Annotated in this window: 14 protein-coding genes and 1 pseudogene; 9 read left to right on the top strand and 6 right to left on the bottom strand. The window is 70.9% G+C overall.

What is annotated here, in order from left to right:
* Positions 1 to 34: 34 nt before the first annotated feature.
* Together ACZ7OY_RS13190 and ACZ7OY_RS13185 are read left to right on the top strand one after the other, a co-directional pair.
* Positions 35 to 793: pseudogene (locus ACZ7OY_RS13190) on the top strand (potassium channel family protein); the annotation flags it as partial.
* A gap of 29 nt (positions 794 to 822) precedes the next feature.
* On the top strand, positions 823 to 1,812 hold the full coding sequence (locus ACZ7OY_RS13185) for an NAD(P)H-quinone oxidoreductase (protein ID WP_471911484.1): 990 nt from the start codon (positions 823 to 825) through the stop codon (positions 1,810 to 1,812).
* Positions 1,813 to 1,892: 80 nt separating this feature from the next.
* Here ACZ7OY_RS13185 and ACZ7OY_RS13180 read toward each other — a convergent pair whose 3' ends face one another.
* Positions 1,893 to 2,186 carry a hypothetical protein gene (locus tag ACZ7OY_RS13180; RefSeq protein ID WP_471911483.1) on the bottom strand — a complete coding sequence of 98 codons (294 nt, stop codon included), beginning with the start codon at positions 2,184 to 2,186 and terminating at the stop codon, positions 1,893 to 1,895.
* A 594-nt stretch (positions 2,187 to 2,780) separates the two neighbouring features.
* Between ACZ7OY_RS13180 and ACZ7OY_RS13175 the strand changes: the two genes are divergently transcribed.
* Complete coding sequence (locus ACZ7OY_RS13175) at positions 2,781 to 3,326, top strand: bacterial proteasome activator family protein (RefSeq protein WP_351616695.1); 546 nt, start codon at positions 2,781 to 2,783, stop codon at positions 3,324 to 3,326.
* A gap of 78 nt (positions 3,327 to 3,404) precedes the next feature.
* Here the strand turns inward: ACZ7OY_RS13175 and ACZ7OY_RS13170 are convergent, their stop codons facing one another.
* Positions 3,405 to 5,090: a protein kinase domain-containing protein gene (locus ACZ7OY_RS13170; RefSeq protein WP_471911482.1), complete on the bottom strand. Its 1,686-nt coding sequence runs from the start codon at positions 5,088 to 5,090 to the stop codon at positions 3,405 to 3,407.
* A 332-nt stretch (positions 5,091 to 5,422) separates the two neighbouring features.
* Between ACZ7OY_RS13170 and ACZ7OY_RS13165 the strand changes: the two genes are divergently transcribed.
* A complete protein-coding gene (locus ACZ7OY_RS13165) occupies positions 5,423 to 6,994 on the top strand; it encodes a protein kinase domain-containing protein (RefSeq protein ID WP_471911481.1) in 1,572 nt (523 codons plus the stop codon).
* 137 nt (positions 6,995 to 7,131) lie between these two features.
* Here the strand turns inward: ACZ7OY_RS13165 and ACZ7OY_RS13160 are convergent, their stop codons facing one another.
* Both ACZ7OY_RS13160 and ACZ7OY_RS13155 read right to left on the bottom strand, forming a co-directional pair.
* On the bottom strand, positions 7,132 to 8,130 hold the full coding sequence (locus ACZ7OY_RS13160) for a phosphotransferase (RefSeq protein ID WP_471911480.1): 999 nt from the start codon (positions 8,128 to 8,130) through the stop codon (positions 7,132 to 7,134).
* A 199-nt stretch (positions 8,131 to 8,329) separates the two neighbouring features.
* Entirely contained in the window at positions 8,330 to 8,989 is a 660-nt protein-coding gene (locus ACZ7OY_RS13155) for a response regulator (protein WP_471911479.1), read from the bottom strand.
* A 353-nt stretch (positions 8,990 to 9,342) separates the two neighbouring features.
* Between ACZ7OY_RS13155 and pdhA the strand changes: the two genes are divergently transcribed.
* Genes pdhA through ACZ7OY_RS13140 form a run of 3 tightly spaced genes read left to right on the top strand, consistent with a single transcriptional unit; the run spans position 9,343 to position 12,960 of the window.
* Positions 9,343 to 10,515, top strand: coding sequence for a pyruvate dehydrogenase (acetyl-transferring) E1 component subunit alpha (gene pdhA, locus ACZ7OY_RS13150; RefSeq protein ID WP_471911478.1), 1,173 nt, complete (start codon positions 9,343 to 9,345; stop codon positions 10,513 to 10,515).
* Between the two features lie 2 nt (positions 10,516 to 10,517).
* Complete coding sequence (locus ACZ7OY_RS13145) at positions 10,518 to 11,498, top strand: alpha-ketoacid dehydrogenase subunit beta (RefSeq protein WP_351614228.1); 981 nt, start codon at positions 10,518 to 10,520, stop codon at positions 11,496 to 11,498.
* A 10-nt stretch (positions 11,499 to 11,508) separates the two neighbouring features.
* Entirely contained in the window at positions 11,509 to 12,960 is a 1,452-nt protein-coding gene (locus ACZ7OY_RS13140) for a dihydrolipoamide acetyltransferase family protein (RefSeq protein ID WP_471911477.1), read from the top strand.
* Between the two features lie 91 nt (positions 12,961 to 13,051).
* On the opposite strand, the gene ACZ7OY_RS13135 is transcribed toward ACZ7OY_RS13140, so the two are convergent.
* Entirely contained in the window at positions 13,052 to 14,134 is a 1,083-nt protein-coding gene (locus ACZ7OY_RS13135; protein WP_471911476.1) for a BRO-N domain-containing protein, read from the bottom strand.
* A gap of 149 nt (positions 14,135 to 14,283) precedes the next feature.
* Positions 14,284 to 15,186: a D-alanyl-D-alanine carboxypeptidase family protein gene (locus tag ACZ7OY_RS13130; protein ID WP_471911475.1), complete on the bottom strand. Its 903-nt coding sequence runs from the start codon at positions 15,184 to 15,186 to the stop codon at positions 14,284 to 14,286.
* A 221-nt stretch (positions 15,187 to 15,407) separates the two neighbouring features.
* On the opposite strand from ACZ7OY_RS13130, the gene ACZ7OY_RS13125 reads away from it, so the two are divergent.
* A complete protein-coding gene (locus ACZ7OY_RS13125; protein ID WP_384732491.1) occupies positions 15,408 to 16,058 on the top strand; it encodes a GntR family transcriptional regulator in 651 nt (216 codons plus the stop codon).
* Entirely contained in the window at positions 16,055 to 17,365 is a 1,311-nt protein-coding gene (locus ACZ7OY_RS13120; protein ID WP_471911474.1) for an MFS transporter, read from the top strand. The genes ACZ7OY_RS13125 and ACZ7OY_RS13120 overlap by 4 nt, the downstream gene beginning before the upstream one ends.
* Positions 17,366 to 17,391 lie beyond the last annotated feature (26 nt).

Here is a 17,391-nt window from a genome sequence, read left to right as displayed (position 1 = left end):
TCCGGAAAGTCGGCACCATGGTGGCCGACACGGGCGTACACGTCACGAGCAACACGTCCGCCGCTGCGTGCCCGTCGCGGTGCATCACCATCGGAGGCCCACCTTGCGCGACCACATTGTCGTCGTCGGCTTCGGCACGAAGGGCCGGTCCGCGATCCGGTCCGCCTGCGCGTCCGGCCTGAAGAAGAACCAGGTCGTCGTGATCGACCCCAGCGCGACGGTGATCGCCGCCGCTACGGCCGAGGGCTATGAGGGGATCGTCGGGGACGCGACCCGCAGCGATGTGCTGCGGCGGGCCGAGGTGCACCGGGCGGGTCGGATCATCGTCGCCCCCCAGCGCGACGACACGGCCGTCCTGGTGGTCCTGACCGCCCGGCAGCTCAACCGTACGGCGAAGATCGTGGCCGCCGTGCGCGAGGAGGAGAACGCCCCGCTGCTGAAGCAGTCCGGTGCCGACGAGGTCATCACCAGCGCCGGTGCGGCCGGCCGACTGCTGGGCCTGTCCGTGCTCAGCCCCTTTGCCGGGCGGGTCATGGAGGACCTCATCCAGCAGGGCGCCGGACTCGATCTCGTCGAACGGCCCGTCACCAAGGCCGAGGCGGGCCGCGGTCCGCGCGAGACCGACGACCTGGTGGTCAGCGTCGTACGGGGGCACCGCCTTCTCGGCTACGACGATCCGGCCGTCGGCGTGCTGGAGCCGACGGACCGGCTGATCACGATCGTCCGGGTGGCGCCGGACGGCCCCCGGGACGCCACCGGCACGCCGAGCGTCCCGCCCCTGCCACCGGCTTGAGCGGATGCGGCGGGAGTAGCGTCCCTTCCATGTATGCGATCACGATTCCCGAAGCAGGCGGACCCGAGGCACTGGTGTGGGCCGAGGTCCCCGATCCCGTACCGGGCGAGGGCGAGGTCCTGGTCGAGGTGGTGGCCAGCGCCGTCAACCGTGCCGACATCCTGCAACGGCAGGGCTTCTACAACCCACCGCCGGGGGCGTCGCCGTACCCGGGCCTCGAATGCTCCGGCCGGGTGGCCGCGGTGGGCACCGGCGTCTCCGGCTGGAACATCGGCGACGAGGTCTGCGCGCTGCTCGCGGGCGGCGGGTACGCCGAGAAGGTAGTCGTCCCGGCCGGTCAGCTGCTGCCCGTGCCCGAAGGGGTCGACCTGCGCCAGGCCGCGGCGCTGCCCGAGGTGGTCTGCACGGTCTGGTCGAACGTCTTCATGATCGCCCACCTCCGTCCGGGCGAGACGTTGCTCGTGCACGGCGGTTCCAGCGGCATCGGCACGATGGCGATCCAGCTCGCCAAGGCCGTCGGGGCCAAGGTCGCCGTCACCGCGGGCAGCAAGGAGAAGCTGGACGCCTGCGCGGAACTCGGTGCGGACATCCTGATCAACTACCGGGAGCAGGACTTCGTCGCCGAGATCGAACGGGCCACGGGCGGTGCCGGTGCGGACGTCATCCTCGACAACATGGGCGCCAAGTACCTGGACCGCAACGTCCAGACACTCGCCGTCAACGGCCGCCTGGTGATCATCGGCATGCAGGGTGGAATCAAGGGCGAGCTGAACATCGCCACCCTCCTCAACAAGCGGGCCGCGGTCGCCGCGACCTCGCTGCGGGCCCGCCCGCTGTCCGAGAAGACGGCCATCGTCGCGGCCGTGCGCGAACACGTCTGGCCGCTGATCTCGGGCGGCCGGGTGCGACCGGTCGTGGACCGCGAGATCCCCATGGAGGAGGCGCCGGCCGCCCACCGGGTCGTGGAGGAGAGCGGCCACATCGGAAAGGTGCTGCTGGTGGTGGAGAACGTGGTCTGACGTCTGACGTCTGACGTCTGACGTCCGACCGCTCCGCGGGCGTCCGGGAGTCCGGGCGTCCGGGAGTCCGCGCGACACGCTCAGCCGCGCCGCAGGCGCAGGGCCACGAACGCGAGGCCGAAGCCGAGACCTATCAGCATCAGACCGCTGCCGAGCGGCAGGATCTGGAGGACGGGTTCGGGAGGGGCCGCGGAGCGCGCGACGTTCTGGTGTGCGGGATTTCCGGGTGGCGTGGCGGCCGTCAGACCGGCCTCCTGGGGTGCCTCGGTGGACCGGCCGGCCGTCGAGGCGTCCGGGGCGGCGGAGGCACTCGCGTCGACCTCGTCCGTGCCGTCCGGATAATCCGAGTCCTCGTCCTCGCCCTCGATCCGCACCGGCGGGTCCTCCCGGCGTCCGGGCCGTTGCCGGCCCTCACCGGCCCGGCTGCCGGCCCGTTCGGGATCCGTGGCGGAGGCGGACGCGGAGGCGGATGCGGAGGCCGAAGCGGAGCCGGAGCTCGACGCGGAGGCCGACGGGGACGCGGATGCGGAGTGATGCGCGGAGGTGTGCTCGGAGCCACGTGACGACGTATGCGGCGGCGACGTGTGCGAAGCCGTATGCGAAGACATGTGCGAAGCAGTGTGCGAAGAGGTCGGCGCGGCGGGCGCGACCGGTGCGGCGGGCGCGACCGGCGCCCTGGGTATGGGAGGGGCCGGAGCCGGCGAGGCCGCGCTGGGGCGGACGCAGTCCGCCGCGTACGCCGGTCCGCTCCCGCCGACGAGCCCGCAGGCCAGTCCCAAGAGTCCGCACACGCCAGCCGTGCGCCATATGTACCGCCTTGGAGTCACGTCGGTGACCCCCTCCCGGTGCCCAGTCGTCAGGTTGCCAAGATCGAGGCAATCAGCGTCACACGGGCGAACAATCCGGGCATTCCGGGTTCGGCCAAGGGAGGGACGTGACGGGGTGTGGCGGTGCGAGACAATGACCGCATGGAGATGCCGAGCAACGAAAGGTCGCCGGAGAACGCCCAGAAGATCCTGGTCGTGGGTCAGGATGGCATGGCACTCGGTGGCACGGACGCGGATGACGACTCCCGCGAGATCCCGGTGACGGAGATGGTGGAGCAGCCCGCGAAGGTCATGCGGATCGGCAGCATGATCAAGCAGCTGCTCGAGGAGGTGCGTGCCGCTCCCCTGGACGAGGCGAGCCGGGTCCGGCTCAAGGAGATCCATGCGAGCTCGGTGAAGGAGCTGGAGGACGGACTGGCTCCGGAGCTCGTCGAGGAACTGGAGCGGCTGTCCCTGCCGTTCGCGGACGAGGTGACCCCGAGCGACGCGGAACTGCGCATCGCCCAGGCTCAGCTGGTGGGCTGGCTGGAGGGTCTCTTCCACGGGATCCAGACCACGCTGTTCGCCCAGCAGATGGCGGCCCGCGCCCAGTTGGAGCAGATGCGCCGCGCCCTTCCGCCCGGCGCCGGGCACGAGGGCCTGGAGGACCCGCGCACGGTCGGCCGCACCGGTGGGCCGTATCTCTAGATCACCGGACGTGGAAGCACGCCGCGGCCCTGTTCCGGACCAGACGGTCCCGGGACAGGGCCGGTTGCTTCTCCCGGGTCAGGACGGGGGGTTGCCCGTCGAGACGGTGAGCGTGATCTCGGGTACCGCCTTGGGGTCGACGTCCGTGCCGGCCGGCGGGAACTGGTCCCGGACCGAGCCTTCGCCGTAGGTGTTCTCGTCGACTTCCGTGATCTTCATCTTCCAGCCGGCGGCCTGGAAGCACTCCTTGACCGACTTGATGTACTTGAACTGGAAGTTCGGGAGCCGGACCTTGTCCGGGTCGTTGTACGACTCCTGCGGCTCGCTGCACTCCGTCGGGTCGATCGTCTTCGAGGTGTCCGGGCCGCGGTAGCCCGCCACCTTGCCGTCCGAGGCCGTGGAGGAGGCCGGGGCCGAGGCCGAGGCGCTCGTGCCGTTCCCGCCCTGTCCCCCGTTGTCGTCGCCGTTCATGTTGAGGGCCGCGATCAGACCGCCCACCGCGGCGAGCGAGACGAGGATCGACCCGATGACGACCAGCCGGTTGCTCCCGCCGCCGGAGGGCGCCTTGGCGGTCACGGTCTGCGGAGTGAGGTTGTACGGGGCAGGCGTCGACGGGCCGTGCTGCGCGGCGTACCCGGGCACCGGCGTGCCGTAGCCGCCCTGGGGGGCCTGGTGCGTCTGCTGCGGGTAGCCGTACGCCGGGGCCGGACCGGGCGGCGTCGGCGCCGGGGTGCCGTACGGGCCGGGCGGGGTCGGCTGGTACGGCGTCTGCACCGGGCCGGACGGCGCCGGAGCCGCCTGGTCGACCGGCGGGAACACCGCGGCACTGACACCCGCCCCGTTCGACGTCTGCGCCCCGGGGACGATGCTTGGCGCGGCCGCCTGGAGGGAGGCCGCCACCCGCAGGCACTCGTCGTGCATGGCGACGGCGGTCGGGAAGCGCTCGTTCGGGTTCTTCTTCAGCGCGCGGGCGATCAGCGCGTCCACCGCGGGCGGCAGCGCGCGGTTGATCGAGGAGGGCGCCACCGGCTCCTCCTGGACATGCGCGTACGCGATCGCCAGCGGCGAGTCCGCCTCGAACGGCAGCCGCCCGGTGACCAGCTGGAACAGCATGATCCCGACCGAGTACAGGTCGCTGCGCGCGTCCACGCCCCGGCCGAGGGCCTGCTCGGGGGAGAGGTACTGCGGGGTGCCGACGACCATGCCGGTCTGTGTCATGGAGGTGACGCCGGACTGCATGGCGCGGGCGATGCCGAAGTCCATCACCTTGACGACGCCGCGCTTGGTCACCATCACGTTGCCGGGCTTGATGTCACGGTGGACCAGCCCCATCTCGTGGCTGATCTCCAGCGCCGCGAGCACGTCCGCGGTGACCTTCAGGGCCTTGTCGGCGGGCATCGCGCCGAGCGCCCGGACGTCGTCGTCGAGGACCGACCCGAGCGGGCGGCCCTCGACGTACTCCATGACGATGTACGGGGTCGTCGTCCCGTCGACGTCGTCCTCGCCGGTGTCGAAGACGGAGACGATGTTGGTGTGGGTGAGCTTGGCCACGGCCTGGGCCTCGCGGCGGAAGCGCTCGCGGAAGGCCTGCTCCCGGCCTAGCTCGGTGTGCAGCGTCTTCACCGCGACCTGGCGGTCGAGCACGGCGTCGTAGGCGAGGTGCACGGAGGCCATGCCGCCTTCGCCGAGCAAGTCGCGCAGCTGATAGCGGCCGCCGGCGAGGGCGCGCCCCGCATACCGGCCGTACGCCCCGTCCTGGCTCATCTCCGCTTGTCCCCCATAGCCGTCGGCGCCGTGACCGTCGTTGATCGAATGACCCATTCTCGGCCAAGTCTGCCCCAGGGCACGGACACGTCAAGCTCGGTGCCCGTTCCGTGACCGTACGCGAAAGAAGCGTCGCGCAAGCGTTACAGGCGTCGAACCGACGGTGCGCAGGATTTGCGCGACAGCGCGTGCTACGGCTTTGATGGCCGATCCGTCCTCGGCCGATCGAGGGGGTCGCCCCGGACCGGAGGCTTGCGCCGAGGCTGTAGCGTGGCCGACGGAGACCGTGACAACACCGCGCGCACCGCGGGCAGAAACGACGGCGAGGACCGATGGCACAGCAGCAGCGCGCCCAGGGCCCGTCCGACCCCGAGGCGACTGGCGGCGGAATGTCAGATGCGCCGGAGTTGTGGGGCAACGGCGGACTGGTGGGAGACGGTCGGTACCGGCTCACCCACAGACTGGGCCGAGGCGGAATGGCCGAGGTGTTCGCGGCCGAGGACGTACGGCTGGGTCGCACCGTCGCGGTCAAACTGCTGCGCGCCGACCTCGCCGAGGACCCGACCTCCAAGGCCCGCTTCACGCGTGAGGCACAGTCCGTGGCCGGTCTGAACCACCACGCGATCGTCGCCGTGTACGACTCCGGCGAGGATGTCGTGGGCGGCCAGTCGGTGCCGTACATCGTGATGGAGCTGGTCGAGGGCCGCACCATCCGCGATCTGCTGATCGACGCCGAGGCGCCGGGGCCCGAGCAGGCTCTGATCATCGTCTCCGGTGTGCTGGAGGCGCTCGCCTACTCGCACCAGCACGGCATCGTGCACCGCGACATCAAGCCGGCGAACGTCATCATCACCGACAACGGCGCCGTGAAGGTGATGGACTTCGGCATCGCCCGCGCCCTGCACGGCGCGTCGACGACGATGACGCAGACCGGCATGGTCATGGGCACCCCGCAGTACCTCTCCCCCGAGCAGGCCCTGGGCAAGGCCGTCGACTACCGCTCCGACCTGTACGCGACGGGCTGCCTGCTGTACGAACTCCTCGCGCTGCGTCCGCCGTTCACCGGCGAGACCCCGCTGTCGGTGGTCTACCAGCACGTCCAGGACATCCCGCTGCCGCCGTCCGAGGCCGACGCGGCCGCGCCGCCGGAGCTCGACGGGCTCGTCATGCGCTCGCTCGCCAAGGACCCCGACGACCGGTTCCAGACGGCGGAGGAGATGCGCGGCCTGGTCCAGTACGGCCTTCAGATGCTGTACGACCAGGGCAGCCACACCGGTACCTGGAACACCGGCCCGGTGCAGATGCACGACGGCCGGCACGTCCCGCCGGCCGGATTCGCGAACACGACCGTGCTGCCGCACCCCGGCGACGGCTCCGGCACCACGATGATCCCGCAGCCGATCCTGCCGCCCGGGTACGGCAGCGGTGACGACGGCGGTTTCGAGGGGCACGGCAACCGGGGCGGCGGCCGCGGCAAGTCGTGGATCCTCGCCGTCCTCGCGGTGATCGCCGTCGTGGCGGGCGTCGCGCTGGCGCTGAACACCGGGGGCGGCAAGGGCTCCGGCTCCGACACCACGCCGCCGCCGACCGTCTCGCACAGCGCCGTGGACGACAAGGCCTCCGAGAGCCCGAGCGACGAGTCCACCGACCAGTCCTCGGACACCTCGTCGGACGACGACCAGGGCAACGGCTCGGACTGGCAGCCGTCGTACACGCCGTCGTACACGCCGTCCGAGACCCCCTCCAGCGAGCCGTCGGACGAGCCGACCGACGACCCGACCACCGGCGACGACCCGACGTCCGACCCGACGCAGTCGGCGTCGAACCCGTCCACCCCCGCGGTCCCGACCGACGGCGGCACGGACGCCGGCGGCGCCACGGACGGAGCGGCGGGCGGCTTCTGACCGGCTTCCGGCCTGCCTGAGGGCAGCAACCAGTACGCGCGCGTGGACCCGGGGACCGGGGGCACGCGCGCGTCGCGTCGGGCCCTCGGCCGGACCGGTCCGCCGGCGTCGGGCCCTGCCGTCGGGCCGGCCGGTCGTCACCCCGCGAACGCCTCGCACACCGCGTCGTACTCCCGTGTCCACCACATCACCAGCGCCGAGGCCGCCGGGAACTGGGGATCCGCGCGGGTGTCGCCCCGCTCGTAGTGCCAGCGCAGCATCCAGAAGTCGTTCAGACGCTCCCACCACACCCGGTGGACGGCCGCGGCGAGCTCCGAGGGGGTGACCCCCGCCGAGCGGCGGTAGGCGCGGGCGTAGGCCCGTGCCTTGGGCAGGTCGAGGGCGCCCACCGGACGTACGAAGAAGATCGCGGCGGCGCGTACGGCCTCCTCGGCGCGGGGCTGCACGCCCAGGCGGTCCCAGTCGACGATCGCGGCCGGGGCGTCGCCCTTGTAGAGCAGGTTGAACGGATGGAAGTCGCCGTGCACCCAGCCCACCGAGGCCCCGCGCGGCGGCCGCCGGTCCGCGTGCCGTTCGAGCAGGGCGCGGCGTTCCAGCAGCCGGTGCCGGGCCAGCTCGTCGAAGGAGTCGGCGGGGCGGTGCCGGCGGACCCGGGCGAGCAGGTCGTCGATCAGGGCGAACGTGGAGTGCGGATCGGCGCTCTCCACGGGATGGGGGCTCGTGGCGGGGCGGGTGCGCCCCTTCGGTGGCATCACGCGCTCCAGGCAGGCGTGTACGGCTCCCAGGAGCCCGCCCAGGCGTGCGCACTGGCCGGTGGTCAGCTGGCCGCCGTGGTAGTGGCGGCCGTCGATCCAGGGGTGCAGGGCGTAGGCGTGGCCGCCGACCACGGCGACGGTGCGGCCGTCGCGGCCGGTCAGCGGCGGGGCCACCGGGACGCCCAGGTCCGCCAGCCGCTGGGTGGCCCGGTGCCGGCGTTCGATCGCGGCCGGGTCGGCGGTGTCGGGGTCGAAGTGGTGCTTGAGGAAGTAGCGGCCGCGGGTGGTGCACAGGCGGTAGCCGCGGTTCAGCAGGCCCTGGTCGACGGGCTCGCAGGCGAGGGCGGACCCGGCGGCGTACTGGCGCAGGAGGGCGCTCAACGGCGGCGACGGGGGCGCATGAAGTGCACGGGGTGGTAAGGAAGGGCGCGGCACGCGCCAGATGCTAGGGCACCGGACAAGGCCGTGAGCTGGGCGTTGTCACAGTAAGTCGCGGTCAGTCGCTTGTGGTCACATAGTGTGCTCGAACCGGTCCCGGCGGCCGCCGACGGAGGCCGGGACGATCACCGCGCACATGTGTTCACTCCTTGCCGGCCTGCGTCCGGGCCACGAAGGCGGCGGCCTGGGAACGCCGCTGCATCTCGAGTTTCGACAGCAGACCCGAGACGTAGTTCTTGATCGTCTTTTCGGCGAGGTGCAGCCGCTCGCCGATCTGGCGGTTGGTGAGTCCCTCGCCGATCAGGTCGAGAATCCTGCGTTCCTGCTCGGTCAGCCGGGCGAGCCGGTCGTCGGACCTGGCCCCCGCGCCCTCGCGCAGACGCAGCCGCACACGCGCGACGGCCTGCGGATCGATCAGCGACTTCCCGGCGGCGACATCCCGGACGGCGCTCAGCAGCTCGTTGCCCCGGATGGCCTTGAGCACATAACCGGAGGCACCCGCCATGATCGCGTCCAGGAGGGCCTCGTCGTCCGCGAACGAGGTCAGCATCAGGCATCCGACGGACTCGTCCCGGGAGCGGACCTCCCGGCACACCTCCACCCCGCTGCCGTCCGGCAGCCGCACGTCGAGCACCGCCACGTCCGGCCGGGTGGCCGGAATTCGCGCCAGCGCCTCGGCGGCCGTACCGGCCTCGCCCACCACCTCGATGTCGTCCTCGACCGAGAGCATCTCGTGGACCCCGCGGCGCACGACCTCGTGGTCATCAAGGAGAAAAACTCTGATTTTTCCCTCTTCGTGCACCCGATCAGTTTCCCACGTCAGCTCTTCCCGTGACATGGGTGACCGGGATAACGTGCCGTAGCTCCGGCCTCCTGCAAGGCTGTGACCAGCAACCTTCCCGTCCATCCCGATTTACTTGGAAATCCAAGCAAAATCGCAGGTCAGGAGGGGTTTCACAGAAATGTGGAGCACTGGGTAACGTGACTGTTGCAGGGCGCTCGCCGGGGCACCTGTCACGCCTGTTCCCGGCCGAGTGGCACCCACCCCGTGCACGGGTGCCGGAACAGGTGAGCCGCTCCCCCCGGCTCCAAAAGGAGCAGGGGGGATCCCAGCCTGCCGGCAACCCCGGGGGCCGGACCGACGGAGGAGCACACGTGACCGTGGAGAGCACTGCCGCGCGCAAGCCGCGACGCAGCGCCGGTACCAAGCGCACGAGCGCCGGCAGTACGCCGGACGCGGTGGCTGCGGAGCCGGAACTCGTCCAGCTGCTGACGCCCGAGGGGAAGCGCGTCAAGAACGCCGACTACGACAAGTACGTCGCCGACGTGACGCCCGACGAGCTCCGTGGTCTGTACCGCGACATGGTGCTCACCCGGCGCTTCGACGCCGAGGCCACGTCCTTGCAGCGCCAGGGCGAGCTGGGCCTGTGGGCCTCGCTGCTCGGCCAGGAGGCCGCCCAGATCGGCTCCGGCCGGGCCCTGCGCGACGACGACTACGTCTTCCCGACCTACCGCGAGCACGGCGTCGCCTGGTGCCGCGGGGTCGACCCGACCAACCTGCTCGGCATGTTCCGCGGTGTGAACAACGGCGGCTGGGACCCGAACAGCAACAACTTCCACCTGTACACGATCGTCCTCGGCTCGCAGACCCTGCACGCCACCGGCTACGCGATGGGCGTCTCCAAGGACGGCGCGGACTCCGCCGTGCTCGCGTACTTCGGCGACGGCGCCTCCAGCCAGGGCGACGTCAACGAGTCGTTCGTCTTCTCGGCGGTCTACAACGCTCCGGTCGTGTTCTTCTGCCAGAACAACCAGTGGGCGATCTCCGAGCCCATCGAGAAGCAGACCCGCGTCCCGCTCTACCAGCGCGCCCGCGGCTTCGGCTTCCCCGGCGTCCGGGTCGACGGCAACGACGTCCTGGCCTGCCTCGCGGTGACCCGCGCGGCCCTGGAGCGCGCCCGCAGCGGCGAGGGACCGACGCTGGTGGAGGCGTTCACGTACCGCATGGCCGCGCACACCACCTCCGACGACCCGACCCGCTACCGCCGCGACGCCGAGCGTGAGGCGTGGGAGGCCAAGGACCCGATCCTGCGGCTGCGGGCCTACCTGGAGAGCGAGGGCCACGCCGACGCGGCCTTCTTCGAGGAGCTCGAGACGGAGAGCGAGACGCTCGGCAAGCACGTCCGCGAGGTCGTCCGGGCCATGCCCGTCCCGGAGCACATGGCGATCTTCGACAACGTGTACGCGGACGGGCACGCGCTCGTCGACGAGGAGCGCGCGCAGTTCGCCGCCTACCAGGCGTCCTTCACGGGCGGAGAGGCCGAGTAATCATGGCTGTTCAGACGCTTCCCCTCGCGAAGGCGCTCAACGAGTCGCTGCGCAAGGCCCTGGAGACCGACCCCAAGGTCGTCATCATGGGCCTGGACGTCGGCAAGCTGGGCGGAGTCTTCCGGATCACCGACGGCCTCCAGAAGGACTTCGGCGAGGACCGGGTCATCGACACCCCGCTCGCCGAGTCCGGCATCGTCGGCACCGCGATCGGACTCGCGCTGCGCGGCTACCGGCCGGTCGTGGAGATCCAGTTCGACGGCTTCGTCTTCCCGGCGTACGACCAGATCGTCACCCAGCTCGCGAAGATGCGGGCCCGGTCGCTCGGCGCCGTGAAGGTGCCGGTCGTCATCCGCATTCCGTACGGCGGCGGCATCGGCGCCGTCGAGCACCACTCCGAGTCCCCCGAGTCGCTCTTCGCGCACGTCGCGGGCCTCAAGGTCGTCACCCCGGCGAACTCCTCCGACGCCTACTGGATGCTCCAGCAGGCGATCCAGAGCGACGACCCGGTCATCTTCTTCGAGCCCAAGCGCCGCTACTGGGACAAGGGCGAGGTCGACACCGACGCCATCCCGGGCGAGCTGCACAAGGCCCGCGTCGCCCGCGAGGGCACGGACCTCACGCTCGTCGCGTACGGCCCGATGGTGAAGACCTGTCTGGAGGTCGCCGCCGCGGCCGCCGAGGAGGGCAGGTCGCTGGAGGTCCTGGACCTTCGGTCGATCTCCCCGCTGGACTTCGACACGATCCAGGCGTCGGTGGAGAAGACCCGCCGTCTGGTCGTCGTGCACGAGGCGCCGGTGTTCTTCGGTTCGGGCGCGGAGATCGCCGCCCGGATCACGGAGCGGTGCTTCTACCACCTGGAGGCTCCGGTGCTCAGGGTCGGCGGCTACCACGCCCCGTACCCGCCGGCTCGCCTGGAGGAGGAGTACCTGCCGGGCCTGGACCGGGTGCTCGACGCCGTCGACCGTGCCCTGGCGTACTGAGGAGAGGGTCGTGACGACGATGACCGAAGGGTCCGTACGCGAGTTCAAGATGCCCGACGTGGGCGAGGGACTCACCGAGGCCGAGATCCTCAAGTGGTATGTCCAGCCCGGCGACACGGTGACGGACGGCCAGGTGGTGTGCGAGGTCGAGACCGCCAAGGCGGCCGTCGAACTCCCCATCCCCTACGACGGAGTGGTCCGCGAACTGCGATTCCCCGAAGGCACCACGGTGGACGTGGGCACGGCGATCATCACGGTGGACGTGGCCGGCGGGGCCGCCCCCGCCGTGGCCCCGGCGCCCGCCGGAGCGCAGCAGGAGGAGTCCCCTGCACCGGAGGAGCCGGCGGCGCCGGCCCGCACGCCGGTGCTCGTCGGCTACGGCGTGGCCACCTCCTCCACCCGGCGGCGCCCCCGCAGGACCACGCAGGCCCCGGGCCAGGAGACCCAGGCCGCCCAGGCGGTCCCGGCGGCTCAGGCGGCGATCCAGGGCGAGCTGAACGGCGCGGGCACGGCTGCCGCCGCCGCGCAGCGGCCGCTGGCCAAGCCCCCGGTGCGCAAGCTGGCCAAGGACCTGGGCGTGGACCTGGCGCAGGTGGTTCCGTCCGGTCCGGACGGAATCGTCACGCGTGAGGACGTGCACGCGGCGGCCTCCGCGGCGCAGGCCCCGGCCGTCGCGGCTCCGGTGGCCCCGACGGCTCCCGCTCCGGCCGCCGCCCCGGCTCCGGTGCAGGCCCCGGCGCCGGTCGCGGCGTACGACGCGGCCCGCGAGACCCGGATCCCGGTCAAGGGGGTCCGCAAGGCGATCGCCCAGGCCATGGTCGGTTCGGCCTTCACCGCGCCGCACGTCACGGAGTTCGTGACGGTCGACGTGACCCGCACGCTGAAGCTCGTCGAGGAGCTGAAGCAGGACAAGGACATGCAGGGACTGCGGGTGAACCCGCTGTTGCTGATCGCCAAGGCCCTGCTGGTCGCCATCAAGCGCAACCCGGACGTCAACGCGTCCTGGGACGAGGCCAACCAGGAGATCGTGCTCAAGCACTACGTCAACCTGGGCATCGCGGCGGCCACCCCGCGCGGTCTGATCGTGCCGAACATCAAGGACGCGCAGACGAAGACGCTGCCGCAGCTGGCCGAGGCACTGGGCGAGCTGGTGTCCACGGCGCGCGAGGGCAGGACCTCGCCGGCGGCGATGCAGGGCGGGACGGTGACGATCACCAACGTCGGCGTCTTCGGCGTCGACACCGGTACGCCGATCCTCAATCCGGGTGAGTCCGCGATCCTCGCGGTCGGCGCGATCAAGCTCCAGCCGTGGGTCCACAAGGGCAAGGTGAAGCCCCGTCAGGTCACCACGCTGGCCTTGAGCTTCGACCACCGCCTCGTCGACGGCGAACTGGGCTCGAAGGTGCTCGCGGACGTCGCGGCGATCCTGGAGGAGCCGAAAAAACTGATCACCTGGGCATGACGGTCGCCTCGACCGGATAGGCTCGACGCAGAGAGGGGCCGGCCGCAACTTTGGTTTGCGACCGTCCCCTCTCTGCTGTTCCGGGTCCGGGTCAGGGACGGTTGAGCACGTAGATCGGCGCCCCGTCCTCACTGGCACCCCGCGAGTGGATGCAGGCGTGCTTGCGCAGCATGCGCAGGCTGTCGTTCACCCGGTGCACCGAGAGCCCCGTACGGGCCGCGATGGACTCCAGCGGCTGACGCAGCTCACCCGTCTCGACCAGGACCGGGACGATCGCCACCGCCACCGCCCACACGTCCGAGGTCACGGACAGCCGCTGCCGCCAGTCGGCCAGCACGGACTCGGTGGTCTGGTTCACCGCGCAGGCGGCGGCGGGCGCCGGACGGTCGAGGGCCAGGGTGTCGAGCCGGTTCGCGATGCGTTCCAGGGCCAGCGCCACGGCCTGCTGCGCCGCGATGGCCTCGCGTTGCATCTCCAGCAGGGTGTGCTGCATCTCCATCATGCTCGTCTGGATGTCCACCGTGGTGCGTTGCAGGTCCACCATGGTGCGTTGCAGGTCCACGGTGGTGCGGTGCAGGTCCACCGTCGTGTGCTGAAGGTCCATCGTGGTGCGCCGCAGAGCGAGCGACTCCTGCCGGGTGACGGCGAGTTGCTCGTCCGCCTGGATGTTGCGCTCCTCGAGCCGGACGATGGCGTCGGCGACCTGCTGCGGCATGGCGTACGCGATGGGGGCGCCCGGCGCGGTGGGCTGCACCTCGGCCTCCTCCAGGGTGTACGAACCCTCGCGCTGGACGGTCTCGATCACCTCGGCGCACCACTGCTTGAAGGGCGCGCAGGCGGGCTTGGTGCAGCCGTTGACGAGCAGGATCAGACCCTGGAGATCGATGAGCTGCAAGTCTCGGCGCCAGTTCCTGCCTGCGGGAATGCTGAGACCGTAACTTCCGGTTACGGTCTCGAGATTGTCTCGATGCTCTTCGGGTACGTGGTCGGCAAGCGCCTTCCTCGAGTTGGCGTACCCCAACTCCTTGCACACGTCGACCGCCGGGAACCAGTGCGCCCCGCCCGGCAGGGTCAGCCGGCGGACCCGGGCTCCCGTGGCCGCGTAGACGAAGTCGCCGACGTCGATCGCGTCGTACTGCTTGCCCGCGTCGGGCCGCTTGCTGGGTTCATTCATGTGAACCACCTCCGCTGCGGAACGTAGAGCGGAGCAAATCGAATATGCCAGCCAGCGCAATGATGTTCACCGTTGCGGGTGAAATCGGGCGGGAAACACCGAGGGGGTCCTTCCGCCGCCGCGGAAGAACCCCCCTCGATCCGTGTGCGTCAGGCCAGCTTCGCGAAGCCGTAGTTGAGGAGCTTCGTGGCGTCCGTGGCGCGCTGCGTGGCGTTGGTGTCGGCGAGGATCGTGCCGATGACCGTCTTGCCGCCCCGGGTCGCGGCGAAGACGAGGCAGTACTTCGCCTCGGCGCCGGAGCCGGTCTTCACGCCGATGGCACCGCTGTAGCTGCTGAGCAGCGTGTTGGTGTTCGTCCACGTGGCCATGGTGCGGGTGCTGCCGGTCTTGGTGATCGTCTTGGCCGTGTACGACTTGGTCTTGACGATCGCGCGGAAGTTGGCGTTCTTCATCGCGCTGCTGGCGAGCTTCGTCAGGTCCTTCGCCGTCGAGTAGTTGCTGCCGTTGCCGATGCCGTCGAACGAGTCGAAGTGGCTGCGCGTCATGCCGAGGCTCTTGGCGGTGGCGTTCATCTTGCCGAGGAACGACTTCACGCGCAGGGCCGTGGTCGAGCCGGTGCCGTACTTGTCGGCCAGTGCGTACGCGGCGTCGCAGCCGGACGGCAGCATCAGACCGTAGAGCAGCTGGCGGACGGTGACCTTGTCACCGACGATCAGGTGGGCGGACGACGCGCCCTTGGCGACGATGTAGTCGCTGTACGCCTTCTGGATGGTGACCTTGGTGTCAAGGTTGAAGTTGGGCTGCGCCAGCACGACCTTCGCGGTCATGATCTTCGTGGTGGAGCCGGTGGACAGCTTGGTGTCCATGCCCTTGTTGTAGAGCGTCGCACCGTTCGCGTTGTTCATCACGTAGCCGGTCTTGCCCATGATCGTCGGCGTGGTGACGGCCTGCGCGGGCGCGGCGGCGAAGGCCCCCGTGGCCAGCACGGCGCCCGCGGTGACGGCGACGGCTGCGACGCGGCGGCGACGGATGCCCTTAATGCCCTTTATCAAGTGAGTTACCCCGAATAAGTTGAATGCCCCTGTTGTGCGGCCGAGTTGGCGGGCTACAGCGAGAGGGCCGCAAGTGTGTGACACGTAAGTAGCACAGAAGGTTGTGCGGTTGCTGGGTCCGAATTCCCCGAACGGGTGAAGGGCGCGGGGGCGGCCCGCTCCGGGGTCCGTATGCTGGACCGGACGCCACCATGCGTACGTGATGTATCTATCCTGTGGGCATGAGCCTGGCCGTCAAACAAGCGCCCGCCGCCGACCGCGTCTACAGCCATGTCAAGCAAGGTGTCCTGGAGCGCCGTTACGAGGGCGGCACCCTGCTCACCGAGGGCGAGCTCGCCGAGGCCGTCGGGGTCTCGCGCACCCCCGTGCGCGAGGCGCTGCTGCGGCTGGAGGCCGAGGGGCTGATCAAGCTCTACCCGAAGAAGGGCGCCCTGGTCCTGCCGGTCTCCGCGCAGGAGATCGCCGACGTCGTGGAGACCCGGCTGCTGGTGGAGGAGCACGCGGCGCGCAAGGCCGTGCCCGCCCCCGCCGGTCTCGTCGAACGGCTGGAGGGGCTGCTGGCCCGGCAGAAGGCCCAGGCCGCCGCCGGGGATCTGGCGGGCGCCGCCGTCACCGACCGCTGCTTCCACGCGGAGATCGTCCGCAGCGGGGGCAACGAGATCCTGTCCCGCCTCTACGACCAGCTCCGCGATCGCCAGCTGCGGATGGGCGTGGCGGTGATGCACTCCCACCCCGACCGGATCGCCAAGACCCTAGTCGAGCACGAGGAGATCCTCGGCGCGCTGCGCGCGGGGGACGCGGAGGCGGCCGTCTCGCTGGTCCACCGGCACATCGGCTGGTTCTCCCATCTGGCACGGGGCGAGGTCCGATGAGCGGCGGATCCAGGCCGGCGGCCGCGCTCCCCTCGGACCCGCCGGGCGGCCGCCGCGCCGTGGCCGTCTGGTCCATCGGCGTCGCCGTCTACTTCGTCGCCGTCATCTTCCGTACGTCCCTGGGGGTGGCCGGACTCGACGCCGCCGACCGCTTCCACGTGGGCGCCTCCGCGCTGTCCACGTTCTCCATCCTCCAGCTGCTGGTGTACGCGGGCATGCAGATACCCGTGGGGCTCCTGGTGGACCGGCTCGGCACCAGGAAGGTGCTGACCATCGGCGTCGTGCTGTTCACGGCCGGGCAGTTGGGCTTCGCGTTCTCGCCGTCGTACGGCACGGCGCTCGCGTCGCGGGCGCTGCTCGGGTGCGGTGACGCGATGACGTTCATCAGCGTGCTGCGCCTCGGCTCGCGCTGGTTCCCGGCGCGGCGCGGCCCCCTGGTCGCGCAGTTCGCGGGTCTGGCGGGCATGGCCGGCAACCTGGTGTCGACGCTGGTGCTGGCCCGGTTGCTGCACGGGGTCGGATGGACGGCGGCGTTCGCGGGCAGCGCGCTCGCCGGTGTCGTGGTGCTCGTCCTGCTGCTGCTGTTCCTGGAGGACCACCCCGAGGGGTGTGAGCCGGAGCCGTTCCCGCACCGGGGCGCCGCCTATGTCCGCCGTCAGATCGCCGCGTCCTGGCGGGAGCCGGGGACGCGGCTGGGACTGTGGGTGCACTTCACCACCCAGTTCCCCGCGATGGTGTTCCTGCTGCTGTGGGGGATGCCGTTCCTGGTCGAGGCGCAGGGGCTCAGCCGGGCCACCGCCGGTGAACTCCTCACGCTGGTCGTACTCTCCAACATGCTGGTCGGTCTGGTGTACGGCCAGATCGTGGCCCGGCACCACGAGGCCCGGCTGCCGCTGGCGCTGGGGACGGTGGGAGCCACGGCCGTGGTCTGGGCGGTGACGCTGGCCTGGCCCGGCGCGCACGCGCCGATGTGGCTGCTGATCGTGCTGTGCGCGGTGCTCGGGGCGTGCGGACCGGCGTCGATGCTCGGCTTCGACTTCGCGCGGCCGGCCAATCCGCCGGAGCGGCAGGGAACCGCGTCCGGCATCACGAACATGGGCGGGTTCGTCGCCTCGATGACGACGCTGTTCGCGGTGGGCGTGCTGCTGGACGCCACCGGCGACGACTTCACCGTCGCCTTCTGCGCGGTGTTCGTCCTCCAGGCGCTCGGCGTCACCCAGATCCTGCGCCTGCGCAGCCGGGCGGCCCGGCGGGAGAGGGAGCGGCTGGTGGCGTCCCGGGTGGAGACGGTGCACGTACCGGTGTGAGCGGGTGCCACGGGCGGGTGTCCCCC

This window comes from Streptomyces sp. NPDC107559 (assembly GCF_055657365.1).
Note: the sequence above shows the minus strand (reverse complement) of the source record. Positions and strands in the feature narration are given on the sequence as shown.

Bases quoted from the DNA above. Each gene is read 5' to 3' on its own strand.
- ACZ7OY_RS13185 (WP_471911484.1), top strand. From the start codon at position 823: ATGTATGCGATCACGATTCCCGAAGCAGGCGGACCCGAGGCACTGGTG.
- ACZ7OY_RS13125 (WP_384732491.1), top strand. From the start codon at position 15,408: ATGAGCCTGGCCGTCAAACAAGCGCCCGCCGCCGACCGCGTCTACAGC.
- ACZ7OY_RS13170 (WP_471911482.1), bottom strand. From the start codon at position 5,090: ATGAGCCAGGACGGGGCGTACGGCCGGTATGCGGGGCGCGCCCTCGCC.
- ACZ7OY_RS13120 (WP_471911474.1), top strand. From the start codon at position 16,055: ATGAGCGGCGGATCCAGGCCGGCGGCCGCGCTCCCCTCGGACCCGCCG.
- ACZ7OY_RS13175 (WP_351616695.1), top strand. From the start codon at position 2,781: ATGGAGATGCCGAGCAACGAAAGGTCGCCGGAGAACGCCCAGAAGATC.
- ACZ7OY_RS13135 (WP_471911476.1), bottom strand. From the start codon at position 14,134: ATGAATGAACCCAGCAAGCGGCCCGACGCGGGCAAGCAGTACGACGCG.
- ACZ7OY_RS13145 (WP_351614228.1), top strand. From the start codon at position 10,518: ATGGCTGTTCAGACGCTTCCCCTCGCGAAGGCGCTCAACGAGTCGCTG.
- ACZ7OY_RS13165 (WP_471911481.1), top strand. From the start codon at position 5,423: ATGGCACAGCAGCAGCGCGCCCAGGGCCCGTCCGACCCCGAGGCGACT.